Genomic DNA, 15,998 nt, shown 5'->3' with positions numbered 1-15,998 from the left:
AGCGGCTTCGTCACATAGTGCCTGTTTCTCTACACGAGATAATCCATTCATTCTAACAAATAGTATTTACAACCTTAAAAAGAAGACTAAATAAATACTGTTTGGATAACAAAACTTTTCCCGCCCTACGATACATCCCTTGTTCTCCTTCTCCAGAAAGTATTCTTTCTGCCAGCGAGGTGCCATGACAGCTGCGTCCCCCTCCCCCTTTTCATCCCTCAAAGGACTACGCCCTTTCTGGCAAGTCACACTCGCTTCATTTCTAGGGTGGTTTCTTGATGCTTTTGATCAAACGACCCTTATGTTCACTCTTCCTGATATTTCCCATGATTTAGGGTGCAGTATTTCTCTGCTCGGCGGTGTACTCTTTGGGCAATCACTTGGACGTGCTGTTGGCAATACGGCCTGGGGGTGGCTCGCTGATCGTTATGGACGCAAACCAGCTTTCATGCTGGGCATTGTGTGGTTCGCCTTATTCTCTGCTTTGACGGGATTATCACATTCTCTTTGGATGTTGATGATCGTTCAATTTTGTTTCGGCGTTGGGTTTGGCGGAGAATGGACAGCCTCGGCCGCTCTCTTGATGGAAAGCGTCCCTGCAACGCTTCGCCCCATCGCTTCAGCCATCATGATGTCAGGCTACGAAATTGGCTATTTTGCAGCCGCCGCAACACAAGCCCTTTTACTGCCTCATTATGGGTGGCGTCTTTTATTCTTCATCGGCCTAATTCCTGCTCTACTCGCCATTTTTATTCGCATCGGTGTACCAGAAAGCCCGCTTTGGCTCGCTAATCACCACAAAAATACGCAGTATCCTAAAACACGACGACGCTTTTCTTGGAGCGGTGCCGCCCTGCAGGCCATTGCGCTTATGTCTTTTTTGGAATTCCAGAAAGCCGCCATTTACACATTCTACCCTACCATTCTACGAAGCAACCATCATCTCAGCCCTCAGATGATCTTCTGGCCGATTACCCTTTATTGCTTGGGGTCTTTTCTGGGGAAATTACTCTGCGGAACCCTCGCAGAACGTTTCGGCGATGAACGGATCATGCAAGCAGCCATTGTCATCGTCATGCTGAGCATTTGGCCTTTCCTCTGTGCCTCTTCTTGGAGCTTCCTGCTAATTTCCGCGTTTATTATGGGAGCCGCAGCCTCAGGCGTTTTCGCACTCGTCCCACATTATCTTGCTCAACGCTTCCCCTCAGATCAGCGAAGCTTCGGCATGGGGCTCAGTTACGCTCTTGGCTCCATCGGGCAAGGACTTGCCAGTAAACTTATCCCTGTTTTAGGACCTACGGTCGCGACCCTTCCCATCTCCGCCATCGCCCTTGTCCTCGGTTCAAGCGCCGTCAGTGCGGGAATTACGACCTTAAAACCAAGGAAGCTCCCCAAATTTTAAGGAATAAGGGGGAACATACTCTCAAGATGGGGAGCCAGAGACAACGCTCCCTCTCAACCACATCTCACAGTGACTTAATAAGCCATTCAGCAACTCGGATACCATCAATCCCAGCGGATAAAATACCCCCCGCATAGCCAGCTCCCTCACCAGCCGGGAAAAGGCCACGAAGGCGGGGGCTCTGTCCCGTCTGATCACGGTCTATACGAAGGGGTGATGACGTCCGTGTTTCCACACCCGTCATCACCGCGTCCTCCATCGTATAGCCACGAATTTTCCGTTCGAATAACGGAAGAGCTTCTCGTATCCCCTCCACGACAAAGGAGGGCAAACAAAGAGAAAGATCTGTCGGTGTGACACCCGGCTTATAAGAAGGCACAACCGCCCCTAAATCACTTGATGCACATCCTGCCAGAAAATCACCGACACGTTGAGCCGGCGCTTTATAATTGCCGCCCCCAGCTTCAAACGCTGCTTTTTCCCATTTCCGCTGGAACGAAATCCCTGCCAAGGGCTCAGCAGCAAAATCAATGCCCGGTTTAACTTCGACCACCATACCGCTATTCGCATTCCGTTCCGCACGCGAATATTGGCTCATGCCGTTCGTCACAACGTGTCCAACTTCCGATGTTGCCGCAACGACTTGCCCACCCGGACACATACAAAAGGAATAAACCCCTCGCCCTGAAGAAGCATGATGCACTAATTTATAATCAGCCGCGCCCAATAAAGGGTGCCCAGCTTGAGAGCCAAACCGCGCACTATCAATGACGGATTGTGGATGTTCAATACGTACACCAATGGAGAATGGCTTAGCATGCATGGGCACATCCAACGCATGGAGCATCATAAAGGTGTCACGTGCTGAATGCCCAACAGCGAGAATCACCGCTTCAGCCGCAAGAGTTTCTCCTGTTGACAGATTCAACGCTTTAATACGACGTGCCTCTCCATCCCCTTCTGTCTCGATGCCATCAACACGTGTTTCAAAACGATACTCACCACCCAGCGCCTCAATTTGCGCCCGCAATGACTGAACCACCGTCACTAAACGAAACGTTCCAATATGTGGCTTAGAGAGATAAAGAATTTCGTCTGGCGCCCCAGCCTTTACAAATTCTTGTAATACTTTTCTGCCGAGATGGCGCGGATCTGATACACCAGAATACAACTTCCCATCCGAAAAAGTTCCAGCGCCCCCCTCTCCAAATTGAACGTTACTCTCAGCGTTAAAGAGCGACTTCCGCCATAACGCAAAAGTATCAACGGTTCGGTCACGCACCGCACGGCCACGCTCAACAATAATTGGTTTTAACCCCGCCTGCGCCAATACAAGCGCTGCCATGAGCCCACAAGGCCCAGCGCCAATCACCACCGGACGTATATTTTTTGCAGAAGCCGAAACAGACGGCAGCATCCACTGCATATTGGGCGTTAAACGAATATGTTGGTCTTGTGCGTGACGTCGTAATACCTCTTCTTCATTTTCAACAGTACAATCCAACGTATAAACAAGCTGGATATTCCCCCGCTTACGGGCATCATGCCCTCTGCGGAAAACCGATATATCCAACAACCGCTCTACCGGAATCGCCAAACGCCGCAACACAACAGCTTCTAAATCGGCAGGTGTATGATCAAGTGGAAGTGACAGATTCGTAAGGCGTATCATTAATGTTTCTTTCGCTCAGACGACGCCTCTTTCTCTTCTTTATGCTCCGTCAAGCGATCCATAATCGCAATCAGAACGCCTGATATGACAAACGCCATATGAATGCCGACACTCCACCCCAATTCACGATTTGTCATCGTGTCGACACGTAAAAAATCCGCAAGCAAATGAATGGCTGACATCGCGACAATAGAGGCCATCAACTTAACTTTAATATCCCCGAACGTGACTTGCCCCATCCACGCTGGGTAATCCTCATTATCTTTTAGATCGAGACGCGACACATAATTTTCATAGCCTGCAAACATAACGATGAGGAGCAAGTTCGCAAGCAAGGCCATATCAATCAGGTCCAACGTGGCAATCGACATATCGTCGAAACTCATGCGCCAACAATGCACCAATAAGTGCACGAGCATTTGGACAAATTTTACAAGAACAACCAGCAATCCCCCCGCAAGCCCGGCGTAAATCGGAGCGATAAGCCAGCGTGTACTAAAGAAAAGATACTCGAAGCGATTTTCCAAGCGACCAGCCCGCGACGATTCAGATGCCTTGCCTGGAGACTCCACAGATGCGGAAGAGCTCTCTGTGGAGGAGTGATGAGAAGATTCTGTCATAATTTACTCTTTAAGGACTCACATCAAATTGTATCAAGAGGCTATCCACACTTTCATATTGAAAGCACAATAGCTCACGTTCTATATCGAGACCTAATAAGTCCTGTTTATCTGACTCCCCTTAATCTGTCCCCTTCATTATCTTAGGATGCGGTCATGAGCAGCCATAATCATTCTCCGTCATCAGATCATGCTTCGCATTCTCATCATGATGAAGCACATCATCACCATGATGATGACCATACACATCACGACCATCATCATGGATTTGGACATCATCACACTCATACCCCCGCCTCTTTCGGGGCTATTTTCCTTATCGGGATGCTCCTCAATAGTGCTTACATTATTGGGGAAACCACTTGGGGGTTTTGGTCCCACTCCCTCTCGCTCCTTGCCGATGCAGGACATAATCTTTCCGATGTCTTAAGCTTGGCCGCCACATGGTTCGCGCAAATACTGGCCAAACGTGCCCCTACACAACAATTTACCTATGGTCTTAAGCGCGCCACTATTCTCACTGCCTTGGGAAACGCCATTATCCTCCTTCTCGTAACAGGTGGGATTATTTGGGAAGCTATCATCCACTTATTCCATCCCGCACATGTGGAAGGTCTAACCGTCAGTTCTGTTGCGCTTATCGGTATTTTTATTAATGGCGGAACGGCCCTGCTCTTTATGCGTGGCGCAAGCCATGATCTTAATATGCGAGGGGCTTTCCTGCATATGGCTTCTGATGCCCTCATGGCCCTTAGTGTTGTAATAGCAGGCGGCCTTATCACACTGACGGGATATAATATTATCGATCCCATCGTGAGTCTCGTTGTGGCTTCCTTCATTATCTGGAGCACATGGTCTCTTCTTACACAATCTCTTGAGCTTGCTCTTGACGCTGTACCAACGGGGATTAACGTTCACGACGTGGAAGCAGCATTACGCGCTTTACCTAATGTCGCTGACGTTCACCATCTCCATATCTGGCCCATGAGCACGACAGAAACCGCATTAACAGTGCATTTGGTACAACCCCCCCCCCCTGAAACGAGCTCACTTCAGGATGCCGCCCACACCACACAAACCTTACTGAGACGTGCCAGCACATTGCTGCAGGAGCGCTTCTCCATTCAACATCCCACATTCCAGATTGAAACACAGGGGAATCCGCTCTCATGTTCTACCGGTACATGCTCTATAGAAGGGTCTTCATTATCCCACGATCATGTGCATTAACAATTACCTGTGACCATGCCTATTCCCGTTGATCATCATCATTCGTCTCTTCGTCTGCGCATCGCACGACTATCAATTGTAGTCAGCATCGTGGTCCTAGCCATCAAATATGCGGCCTATGCTGTCTCGGGATCAGGAGCACTTCTCTCCGATGCAATAGAAACAATCCTGAATGTTATTGCATCGATCGGTACATTATGGGCTGTCTCTTTTGCGGCTCGCCCAGCAGATGAAAACCACCCTTACGGTCACGGGAAAGCCGAATATTTTTGGGCTGTCATTGAAGGCATTCTAGTTGTTCTAACCGCTATTGGAATCCTTCTTATCGCCGTACAAGACGCTTTCCATCCCAAATCCATTGATGCTCCATTACGAGGCGTAGCTCTTAACGCTTTTGCGGGCATCATAAACTTCATCTGGGCGCGTATCATGATCACCGCGGGAAAGAAGCAAAAATCACAAGCTCTTCTCTCGGCTGGTGAGCATGTTCAATCTGATGTCTGGGCAAGCCTCGCTCTTCTCATCGGGGTTGCGCTTATTCCCGTCCTCCATTGGTCTGGCTTAGACCCTCTTCTTTCCGCTCTTGTTGCCCTCAATGTCCTCTGGACAGGCTTTGGCATGATGCGTGAATCCATGTCTGGCTTAATGGATGAGGCCCCTTCCCCAGAACTAGTCGACCGTACACGTGCACTTATCGCTCAGAATGGACATGGCGCTCTTGAAGCGCACGACCTCCGCATGCGTAAAGTCGGCGCCCTCTTTTTCGTCGAGTTTCATCTTGTTGTCCCTGATACAATGCAGATCACAGAAGCTCATGACATCTGTGATCACATTGAATCAGCCATTCGCCGTCATATTGGCTCCACCTCCATTCATATCCATGTCGAACCAGAGAATATGGCGAAACGCCACGAACCAGGGCAAAACGGCGTTCTTGTGCTTTCCACCGCCCATAGCTGAGATAAACTGAGCCGTGTCTTTTATGTCTCGTCCTCTTTGTTTAACGCCATGGGGGACTTGACCCTACGTGAACTCTCCTGGCAGGTGCCAAGGATAGGTGTTCTTCACCGTTGTTGCCTCTCACCTGGATAGAGCTGACCTGTGGCCGATTCTGACTCTTCTCCACCGCCCTCACGCCATGCTATGCGGCGGCGCAACCGTATTACGCACCTTCGACGCACTGCCCGAACACGCACAACCCATTGGCGACGAACACTTATCTGCTGGGCTGCTGCAATTATGGTCGGCGTCGTCGCTATCAGCTTCGCCGCAGCTGCTAATAAAGCAAGCCAGCTATGTCATCATCTGATGCTATGGCATCCTTGGATTATGTTACTTGTCGCGCCAGCAGGCCTCGCCCTTTCAACATGGCTAACGCGGCGTTTTTTCCCAGGAGCGCAAGGATCCGGTATCCCACAGGTCATCGCAACACTGCACATCGAAAACTTTTCCCTCGTTAACCGTATCCTCGCGCTGCGTACCGCCTTTGGTAAGGTTATTTTAACAACACTTGGCCTCCTCTGTGGTGCTTCCATCGGCCGCGAAGGCCCCACTGTACAGGTGGGGGCTGCTATTATGCATGCTTTTTCACGTTTTATGGGACATGCAAACGTTTCTGCTCGACGTGGCATGATTTTAGCTGGGGGAGCGGCTGGAGTTTCAGCTGCCTTTAACACACCACTCGCAGGCATTGTTTTTGCCATTGAGGAATTATCACATTCCTTTGAACAACGCGCTTCCGGCACGGCCTTAACAGGTGTTGTTCTTTCCGGTGTTACGGCTATCGCCCTCGTGGGGAATTACACCTATTTCGGTCATACAACCGTTGATGTTCCCATCGGCACAGCGTGGATTGCTGTTCTTGCCTGTGGCGTTCTTGGCGGATTAAGCGGAGGGCTATTCTCCGCCATTCTCGGCCGAGCGGCACGCGGTATCCCAGGTCACTTAGGACGCTTTACACGCGAGCGGCCGATTGCTTTTGCCGCATTATGTGGCCTGATATTGGCCATTATTGGTCTTATCTCAGGAGGAGCGACCTACGGCACAGGATATGAGCAGGCACACGCCATCATTTTGGGAAAAGAACATTACCCTGCTTCATTTTTTATTCTGAAATATCTCGCCACCATTGTTTCTTACTGCTCTGGTATCCCCGGCGGGCTTTTTGCACCTTCTCTGTCAATCGGTGCGGCCATTGGCGGTTGGGTGGCCCAATTCCTCCCTCATACAGCACCCGGTGCCGTCGTTCTTCTCGGAATGGTGGCTTATTTCTGCGGTGTGGTTCAATCCCCTCTTACCGCGACCGTCATTGTCATGGAAATGTGTGACAATCAGCAGGTCACTCTTGCCCTTATGGCTACATCATTCTTAGCTTTCGGCGTTTCGCGAATGGTATGTCCTCACTCACTTTATGGTAGCCTAGCAGACCGTTTCATGGAGACACAGGATAGAGCACTTGAAAAGTCTCACTCTGCAAAGAAAAAACATACTGAAACCCACGAAGAGTCCTAGATAACGACGTTGTTAAATTAGCTTCTGTAGATTCTCAGGCGCATCACGCCATCATTCGTAGAGAAGCGTGCATATGTTCCTTTTTCTATCAATTCCATTTAACATGCCCTTCATACAAACCTTCCGATATTTCCATTTTTATTGCTTACAATTCTTCTATTTACCTAATAAATTATAAAACGCTATTACTGGCTTTTTAATTTTATTAAGAAAAAATAACTATTCATTTTATGAATATGTTTTAGCCTCCCATATTATAAGGAGAAGTCAAAATGTTTATCTCGCCGGAAGTTCAGAAGTTTTTAGCACTCCGTAAAGAACAACACAGCCCACCTCTTGAATCACAAACAGTAGAAGAACTACGTCTCACCTCACTTAAAACAGGGCCTGTTTTTGGTGGACCCGTTATACCGATGGCGTCTACACAAGATCTCGTTGCCCCCGGTCCATTAGGCGATATTCCTCTACGCCTCTATCGGCCTACAGGAGCAATGACAGAAAATGCCCCTGCATTAATTTACATTCACGGCGGTGGCTGGGTAATTGGAAGTATCGAGACACATGATCGTATTTGTCGTCAAATTGCATCACGGTCTGATTGTGTCGTTATTTCTGTTGAATACCGCCTTGCTCCAGAGCATAAGGCTCCAGCGTGCACGGACGACTGCTTATCTGCATTCCATTGGATTTATAAAAATGCCTCTGCTCTCGGAATTGATTCACAACGTCTCGCTGTAGGCGGAGATAGTGCCGGCGGCAGCCTTTCTGCGGTAACAGCAATCGAGGCGCGTGATAAAAAAATTCCTCTCCGTGCACAAGTGCTCATTTACCCTTCAGTCGATATACGACTACCGCTTAGAAACTACGCATCTCGTTCAGGAAACGGTAGCATTCCGCCTCTTACTAAAGAAGCGCTAACGTATTTTTTAGATAAATATATTGATGATGAAAAAAAAGCCGATACATGGCTTACATCTCCCATCATCGTTGACACACTAGAAGGTGTCGCTCCCGCATTGTTACTCACAGGATCACTCGACACCCTACATGACGAAGGCGTGGAATACGCCAACCGCCTTGAAGCCGCCAATGTTCCTATCATTCATCGTAATTTTCCGGGCATGATCCATGGTTTTATTGAGTTGTCCGGTATCTTGACTGCTGCGGTTCAAGCATTTGACACCATCGCCTTTTTTCTAAAAGAGCAACTACAAGAGAGAAAAACTGATATCTAAAAATTATAGCAGCTTACGGAAGTAATCCATAAGCTGCCCCCCATTCGCAAATAACCCTACAAAAAACTCCCCCGACAAGATTAAAAGACTCCAGCCCTCTCATTTGGAAGGCCGAACATTAAAATTTTTGACGGCTTGAATAGAAAATCATTACGCAGCCAAATTGATAGCCCCAACATAACCACCTTCGGTACCGAAAATTAATGTGCCTCCTTGCGGAGTAAAAGCCAGGGACGTAATTTCCCCTCGTTGAACGCCGCCACTACGATGGCCGTTGCAGATTGGTAAAACGCGAGCTTCTTTACCCTCAATTTCAGCAAGCAAGACCGTTCCATCATCATACCCAATAGCGAGAAGATCCTCTTTGGGATGCACGGAGAGAGCCGTTGAAAACACCCCGGGAAGGCGTGCCAGCTCTGCCGGCGCTTTCCCCATTGGTCCTCCTCCAAAAAATGGCCATAGAACAGCGGCATCCGCACCAGTGGTCGCAAGCCAACGCCCACTGCGCGTAAACGCCATAGAGTGAACTTGTTTAGGATACCCACTCATCCGCATATTGTGGCCATCGGGTAAACGCCATCCATGCAGTTCATTCTCTTGCATGCTGCTTACAACGGCTTCACCACCTGGATGCATACACACCCCAATATGACTACCCTTCCATTCTAAAGAACGCGCGGTCGACTCCTTAGAATTCACAAACCATAGTGACACACCATTATAATGCGATGCGACTAAACGACGGCCCTTCGCATCGAACATAAGTCCACTAACAGTCGATGGATGCTCTAACGTTTTGAAATTTTCGTGCCCTTCTGCATTGCGCAACATGACCTCTTTTTTACACGAAAACGCAAAATGCGTCGTCGTGCTCGCAAGACAATCAATCCATGCACGCCCTTTATACAGCTCCGTTATCGAACCTTCTGCAGAAAACCTCACAACACGACCATCTTCTCCGCCACTAAGAAAACTATCAGTGTGACAGTCTTGCACCAATCTTAACGCCCCATCATGAACTTGTGTAACACGCCATTGGTCTGGCTGATGCAACACATCTCGCACAAAGAGGACCGCTTCACCATCGGCTGTCATAGCAGCCAGAGATGTACCATCCCGCGTTGCTGTCACACCAACAATCGGGCTCTCAAAACAACGCTCCGCACCACGCGTTTCTAGAAGCGTTTTTCGCATTGCTTCCTTCATCATAAAGCAACACACCCTTCAAAACCACGACGCAAACGCGGGCGATTCAGATTACGCCCAATAAAAACTAAACGTGACTCTTTTGGTTCTCCCTCCTTAAAAGGCCCAATGAAATCACCATTCGCCATCATATGAACCGCTTGGAAGGCAAAACGTTCTTTCTCATCCTTAAAATACAAAATCCCTTTTGCCCGTAAAATATCAGGCCCCTGTTCCTGCAAAATTGCGGAAATCCAGGCTTGGAAACGTTCTTCATCCAACGGTTCCTTCACTGTGAAGGCAAGACTCGTCACATCCTCTTCATGCGAATGATGTTCGTTTTCCAAAAAATCGGGCATCGTCGTCAAAGCACGCTGAAGGTCAAACCCACCCCGATCAAGAATATCGCTTAAATCAACATTCCCACGCTCGGCTTCATGAATATGCGCCACAGCGTTAATAGCGCGCACCTTGTCACGAATTTCTTTACGAGCGGCGTCATCAACTAAGTCACACTTGTTCAAAATAATGACATCAGCAAAGGCCACTTGATGAATCGCCTCGTGACTTTCCTCAAAGGTCTTCATCGCATTAACAGCATCAACAACTGTTACAACAGCATCCAAACGCGCCTTTTGGCGAATATTTTCATCAACAAAAAAAGTCTGCGCTACAGGAGCAGGGTCTGCAAGACCAGTTGTTTCAACGATAATCCCGTCAAACCGTTTCCGGCGACGAAGCAAGCTCCCTAAAATACGAATTAAATCCCCGCGAACCGTGCAACAGATGCAACCATTGTTCATTTCGAACACTTCTTCATCGGCATCAACCACAAGGTCATTATCAATTCCGAGTTCGCCAAACTCATTCACCACAACGGCGTATTTTTTCCCATGATCTGCCGTAAGGATATGGTTAAGAAGGGTTGTTTTCCCCGCTCCCAAAAATCCCGTCAAAACGGTCACTGGAATTGTCGTATCCTGTGCCTCTGTCATCGTGATCTCTCCTATAGCCAGAAAGTTAGAGTGGTTTAGCCACGTCTTATGACGCTAGTATAACGCGTCTTCATAGCAGACCATAAACCTATCGTTCCTGGTTGCATAAGCCTCTCATCAAGTTCACATATATTGAGACACACGAATTCTCATTCTCATTGATGGAGAAGTTCTCATGGACACAAACACCATTCAAATTCCCGGATTGCCAAAGCCAGTGTCACGCGTTGCCCTAGGCACGTGGGCTATTGGTGGCTGGATGTGGGGCGGTCCCGATGATGATAATGCCGTGCGCACCATCCATCGCGCTCTTGATGAAGGCGTTGACCTGATCGACACCGCACCTGTTTATGGGTTTGGTCACTCTGAAGAGATCGTAGGCCGTGCTTTAGCTGAAAAGCCTAACCGTGCGTTCGTGGCGACAAAACTGGGATTAGACTGGAAAGATGACAAACCTTTCCGTAACTCAACCCCCGCACGTATTCGTAAGGAAGTGGAAGACTCCCTCCGCCGCCTTCGCGTCGATACCATTGATCTAGAGCAGATCCACTGGCCTGATAGCAAAACACCTATTGAGGAATCAGCTCGCGAGCTTCAAAAATTACATAAAGAGGGCAAAATTCGTGCTCTTGGGGTGAGCAATTTCTCTCCCGAGCAGATGGATCTTTTCCGCGAAGTCGCACCACTTTCCTCTGTACAACCCCCCTACAATATCTTTGAACGCCATATCGAAAAAGATATCCTACCTTACGCCAAGAAGCACCATGCTGTTCTACTTGCTTACGGGCCGCTGTGCCGTGGCCTTTTAACGGGGAAGATGAACGCAAGTACAACCTTCCCCGCGAGTGATCTGCGTGCGAGTGACCCCAAATTCCAAAAAGAGAATTTCTCGCATTATCTCGCCGCTGTTGATGAACTAAAAGCCGTAGCAGAGCGCCGCGGTAAGTCCCTCATGGTCTTCGCAATTCGCTGGGTATTGGACCAAGGCCCGACCATCGCTTTGTGGGGCGCACGCAAGCCAGAACAAATTAGCGGTATTTCTGATGTGTTCGGATGGTCCTTGACGGAAGAAGACAAAAAGGCCGTGGATACAATCCTGGCTCGTCATGTTCCCAAACCTATTATTCCATCCTTCATGGCTCCGCCAGAACGCAGCTAAACTGCAAAACGACAGTGACCGGACAGGAGGAGGTAAAAATTATTTTTACTTCCTCCTTTTCAAAAAGAATTCACAAAACTATTCTTATGTAACCGTATGAAGGTTGATTTATTGTTTGACAGGAACAATCTTCACCCTACTTGGTAAATTTTTATTAGGCATCATAGGCAAATTGAGGAGAGCAGCGTGCCTGTTTCACGTGTTGTTGAGCGAACAGCTGTCGTACCGATCATTCTTTTCTTTCTTGCAGGATGTTCTTACACCCCACGCACGAATCCTGCGTCTACCCCTACTGTACAATATGCGAATGGCCAGACAGGTACGCTCGCTTATAATGACCGCGTGCCAGATTTCGCCAGTCGTAATTTCACGCCTTTCAACCGCCAAGATGTCGCAGCAATAGCTCTGCGCGAGTGGCGCCTCTTCGGCATGCCCGTTGCTGATGAAGACCCTCATGACCGCCCTGACCCAAGCAGCCCAGCCATGAAACCGGAACGCCTGCCCGGGCTTTGGCAACGCGTGGGGGAATATTGGTGGATTGGGCAAGACCCTGGAGAGAATGAAAGCCATTGGACAGGCCGGACAGATGGCGAAGGACGCCTTTTCAATGCCGTCCATGATGGTAACTACGCTTGGTCTGCGGCCTTCATTTCCTATGTGATGCGTGTCGCCGGTGCTAATGACCGCTTCCCCTACTCGCCTAACCACTCTACCTATATTAACGCTGCTGCCAGTGGGCAAAACTGGGGCATAACAGCCCAGAATCCGGCGTCATACACCCCGAAAGTTGGAGACATCCTCTGTGTCGGGCGTGGGCGTAGCCGCACTGTTACCTTCTCTATGCTGCCGACGTCCTATGGCTTCCCCGCTCATTGCGGAATTGTCGTCACTACCGGGCAGAATGCTCCGCCTTTTGGGCAAGAACTCAGCATCGTTGGCGGCAATGTTGATGACAGCGTTGCCCTGACTCATGTGCCTACCGACTCGAATGGTCGCGTCAGTACAGCAGAAGGCGCAAGTTACGATAGCCGTTATCCGTGGTGCGCAATTTTAACACCACATTATGATGCGACAGAGGAGCCGGATAACGGTTTCTGACAAACCGTTATCCAGTTTTTTCTACGCGAGAGAGCGAATTACAAACGGCAGCCCAGAAGCACGCCACCCAGTCCCCGGGCCATGCCGATCCTCAAAACCATCAATAATATTCGTCACATTTCCATACCCCGCTCCCAAAGCAATCGTGCTTGCGTGATGGGAGCGTACGCCAGAACGACAGAGGAAAAGTAACGGTGCCTTCTTATCAGACACCTGCTCTTCTAGCTCTTTCTGAAAGCCCTCTACCTCTTCAGGCTTCCATGTAAGAGCTACGGCCTCACGCCCTAACGTGCTCACATCAGGGAAACCAACGGCAGCCCATTCTTGCGGTGTTCTTACATCAATGAGTACTGCGTCAGGATGCTGTTCCAGAAAATGCCATGCTTCTTTTGCTAGTATATTTTTCATCATCCACCTCATACGTTAAGGTCTCTCTAGACCATGATATTGTGAACAGGGATACTTGTTATGAACGCTTACACAGCACGCCCTTTAACAAAGGTAGGACACCCCACCCCTGATCCCTCCATGATTGAAGCTATTGGTAACACACCGCTTATCCGCTTGCGTAAAGCATCCGAGGCTACCGGTTGCGATATTTATGGAAAAGCTGAGTTCATGAACCCAGGCGGCTCCGTAAAAGATCGTGCCGCACTTGCGATCATCCAAGATGCTTTTAAGCGTGGGGCCCTTAAAAAAGGTGGAACTGTCGTTGAAGGAACCGCTGGCAATACAGGTATTGGCCTCACACTGGTTGCTCAAGCAATGGGGTGCAAAGCGGTTATCGTCGTGCCAGAAACACAGAGTAAAGAAAAGCTCGACTTCCTCCGTATGATCGGAGCCGATCTTCGGCTCGTTCCGGCTAAACCCTATCGAGACCCAGGCAACTACGTGCATGTCTCACGTCGACTCGCTGAAGAAACAGGAGCCTTTTGGGCGAATCAATTCGACAATACAGCGAACCGCGATGGTCACCGTCTCACAACCGCGCGAGAAATTTGGTCACAGATGAACGGCCATATCGATGCTTTTACATGCTCATGCGGAACAGGAGGCACTCTCGCAGGAATGGCGCTCGGTTTACGTGAACAGGCACAGACAGACAAAGCCAAAGCTCCTGAGATTGTTTTAGCAGACCCTGAAGGTTCTGGCCTCTATGGTTGGGTCACACAGAATGACCTCAGCGTCAGCGGAAGTTCCATTACAGAAGGGATTGGACAATCACGCGTTACCGCTAATTTGGAAGGTAGCGCTCCTGATCACGCTGAACGCATCCCAGATACCGAAGCCCTAGAGCAAATCTTCAGCCTCACAATGGATGAAGGGCTTTCTGTTGGCGGATCAACCGGAATTAACGTTGCCTCTGCAATACGCACTGCACGCCGCCTCGGCCCAGGCCATCGTATCGTGACCATTCTATGTGATGGGGGAGCACGCTATCAGTCCAAACTGTTCAACCCAGAATTTTTGAAAAGCAAGCACCTGCCCACGCCGCCTTGGCTCTAAGTGGTTTTCTGGTTATCGAACGGTTCTACCGTTCGATAACCTACCTTCTCAACACTTAATGAGGCGTGCCGCAAAAAAGCCGTCCATTCCACCATGTTCAACCCACATGCCTGGATGTGTGCGGAAGAATCCTTCTGGTGTAAGCGCTTCTGGCATCATCGTAAGCTCTTGCGCCGTAAATGGCTCCAATCGCCATTTCCCATCTTCCAAGGCTTCTTGAATGCGCTCGGGCCCTTCTTCATCTTGCAGAGAACATACAGCGTAAAGAAGCATACCGCCTGGCTTTAACATCTCATAAGCGGCCTCAATAAATTTACTCTGCCCTTCCGCAAGAGTACGAACATCCCGTGGCCGCTTGATCCATAAAACATCTGGGTGACGACGTAATGTTCCTGTCGCCGAGCAAGGCGCATCCAGCAATACTGCATCAAGTGCTTCGTGTGGGCGCCATGTCATAGCGTCCTCCGCAACAATCTTTGCCGTCAATTTCAATCGTTTTAAATTTTCTTCCAAACGATGAGCACGTTTATTCTCTCGCTCAACGGCTGTTACATGCGCCCCTGCACAGATGAGCTGAGCCGTCTTTCCTCCAGGTGCTGCACAAAGATCTGCAATTTTCTTCCCTTGTACATTTCCCATCAAATGCACGGGCATCGTCGCGGCAACATCTTGCGCCCAGAAAGAACCTTCCGTGAAGCCAGGTAACGTCGTGATACGTGTCCCATGAGGAAGACGCAGAGTCCCCGTTGGTAAAACGTCCCCTTCCTCTGGCCTCATATCAGAAGATTTTAGGGTCAGATCTAATGGGGCTTCCTGATAAAACCCCTTCGTTATGGCACGCGCACGCGAGCCCCAGGAACTCCACAACCACGACGGCACATCCAGGCGAGCTTCATCAAGCCCTTCACGCAATTCCTGCCCTCCTTGAGAGACGCGACGCAACACAGCATTCGCAAGCCCCGCAAAAGGAGATAATCCACGGCGATGCAGCAAATCGACAATTGTCCCGACCGCCGCATGAGGAGGCGTTTGCAAATATAAAAGCTGTGCTACCCCCATCAATAAAGCACAACGTACAGCGACAGGAGGCTCGCGCCGTAGCAAAGGCTGCAATAACTCTGTCATACTTCCCATATGCCGTAGGGTCGCTGCAGCCAGACGATGCCCTGCAGCTCGATCGCGCCCTTCTTCAACCGAGCTCTTTTCCAAAGTGGTCTCAAGCATGCGTCGATGCTCAACAACACCACGAATAATATCAAAGGCAAGATCCCTTACTGGATCAGCAGCCCTAGGAGGTGTCTTAGGTTTACCTTTGCGGGAAACGGAACGCGAACGAGATGGGGATGAAGAAATGGTGCTCATTCTCCCGAAATTGCATCTTGTCG

The 15,998-nt window shown here is 49.4% G+C and carries 14 protein-coding genes; 8 read left to right on the top strand and 6 right to left on the bottom strand.

From position 1 onward, the window contains the following. Positions 1-184: 184 nt before the first annotated feature. Positions 185-1,402, top strand: coding sequence for an MFS transporter (locus GS501_RS02290; protein ID WP_160830243.1), 1,218 nt, complete (start codon positions 185-187; stop codon positions 1,400-1,402). A 64-nt stretch (positions 1,403-1,466) separates the two neighbouring features. Here the strand turns inward: GS501_RS02290 and GS501_RS02285 are convergent, their stop codons facing one another. Both GS501_RS02285 and GS501_RS02280 read right to left on the bottom strand, forming a co-directional pair. Further along, on the bottom strand, positions 1,467-3,074 hold the full coding sequence (locus GS501_RS02285) for an NAD(P)/FAD-dependent oxidoreductase (RefSeq protein WP_160830242.1): 1,608 nt from the start codon (positions 3,072-3,074) through the stop codon (positions 1,467-1,469). Then, positions 3,074-3,694: a TIGR00645 family protein gene (locus tag GS501_RS02280; RefSeq protein WP_160830241.1), complete on the bottom strand. Its 621-nt coding sequence runs from the start codon at positions 3,692-3,694 to the stop codon at positions 3,074-3,076. The genes GS501_RS02285 and GS501_RS02280 overlap by 1 nt, the downstream gene beginning before the upstream one ends. Positions 3,695-3,850: 156 nt before the next feature. On the opposite strand from GS501_RS02280, the gene GS501_RS02275 reads away from it, so the two are divergent. From GS501_RS02275 to GS501_RS02260, 4 genes are all read left to right on the top strand, one after another. After that, complete coding sequence (locus tag GS501_RS02275; RefSeq protein ID WP_160830240.1) at positions 3,851-4,924, top strand: cation diffusion facilitator family transporter; 1,074 nt, start codon at positions 3,851-3,853, stop codon at positions 4,922-4,924. Between the two features lie 15 nt (positions 4,925-4,939). Beyond that, positions 4,940-5,884, top strand: coding sequence for a cation diffusion facilitator family transporter (locus GS501_RS02270; RefSeq protein ID WP_160830663.1), 945 nt, complete (start codon positions 4,940-4,942; stop codon positions 5,882-5,884). A gap of 183 nt (positions 5,885-6,067) precedes the next feature. Continuing rightward, positions 6,068-7,435: a chloride channel protein gene (locus tag GS501_RS02265; RefSeq protein WP_160830662.1), complete on the top strand. Its 1,368-nt coding sequence runs from the start codon at positions 6,068-6,070 to the stop codon at positions 7,433-7,435. A gap of 272 nt (positions 7,436-7,707) precedes the next feature. Continuing rightward, on the top strand, positions 7,708-8,670 hold the full coding sequence (locus GS501_RS02260) for an alpha/beta hydrolase (RefSeq protein ID WP_160830239.1): 963 nt from the start codon (positions 7,708-7,710) through the stop codon (positions 8,668-8,670). Positions 8,671-8,820: 150 nt separating this feature from the next. Here the strand turns inward: GS501_RS02260 and GS501_RS02255 are convergent, their stop codons facing one another. Both GS501_RS02255 and GS501_RS02250 read right to left on the bottom strand, forming a co-directional pair. Continuing rightward, positions 8,821-9,864 (bottom strand): WD40 repeat domain-containing protein, encoded by a 1,044-nt coding sequence (locus GS501_RS02255; protein WP_160830661.1) that lies wholly within the window; start codon positions 9,862-9,864, stop codon positions 8,821-8,823. A gap of 11 nt (positions 9,865-9,875) precedes the next feature. Further along, positions 9,876-10,850: a GTP-binding protein gene (locus GS501_RS02250; protein ID WP_160830238.1), complete on the bottom strand. Its 975-nt coding sequence runs from the start codon at positions 10,848-10,850 to the stop codon at positions 9,876-9,878. A 175-nt stretch (positions 10,851-11,025) separates the two neighbouring features. Here GS501_RS02250 and GS501_RS02245 point away from each other — a divergent pair, with 175 nt between their 5' ends. Together GS501_RS02245 and GS501_RS02240 are read left to right on the top strand one after the other, a co-directional pair. Beyond that, on the top strand, positions 11,026-12,009 hold the full coding sequence (locus GS501_RS02245; protein ID WP_160830237.1) for an aldo/keto reductase: 984 nt from the start codon (positions 11,026-11,028) through the stop codon (positions 12,007-12,009). Positions 12,010-12,195: 186 nt separating this feature from the next. After that, on the top strand, positions 12,196-13,107 hold the full coding sequence (locus tag GS501_RS02240) for a DUF2272 domain-containing protein (RefSeq protein WP_160830236.1): 912 nt from the start codon (positions 12,196-12,198) through the stop codon (positions 13,105-13,107). Between the two features lie 21 nt (positions 13,108-13,128). Here GS501_RS02240 and GS501_RS02235 read toward each other — a convergent pair whose 3' ends face one another. Continuing rightward, entirely contained in the window at positions 13,129-13,518 is a 390-nt protein-coding gene (locus GS501_RS02235; RefSeq protein WP_237442370.1) for a rhodanese-like domain-containing protein, read from the bottom strand. A gap of 117 nt (positions 13,519-13,635) precedes the next feature. Between GS501_RS02235 and GS501_RS02230 the strand changes: the two genes are divergently transcribed. Then, a complete protein-coding gene (locus GS501_RS02230) occupies positions 13,636-14,613 on the top strand; it encodes a cysteine synthase A (RefSeq protein WP_237442406.1) in 978 nt (325 codons plus the stop codon). Between the two features lie 48 nt (positions 14,614-14,661). Here the strand turns inward: GS501_RS02230 and GS501_RS02225 are convergent, their stop codons facing one another. Continuing rightward, the gene (locus tag GS501_RS02225; protein ID WP_160830233.1) at positions 14,662-15,975 is read right to left on the bottom strand and encodes an RsmB/NOP family class I SAM-dependent RNA methyltransferase; all 1,314 of its coding nucleotides are present in this window, start codon (positions 15,973-15,975) and stop codon (positions 14,662-14,664) included. Positions 15,976-15,998 lie beyond the last annotated feature (23 nt).

It is taken from the genome of Saccharibacter sp. 17.LH.SD, assembly GCF_009834805.1.
GTDB lineage: Bacteria > Pseudomonadota > Alphaproteobacteria > Acetobacterales > Acetobacteraceae > Saccharibacter.
This window is presented reverse-complemented; position numbering and strand designations above follow the sequence as displayed.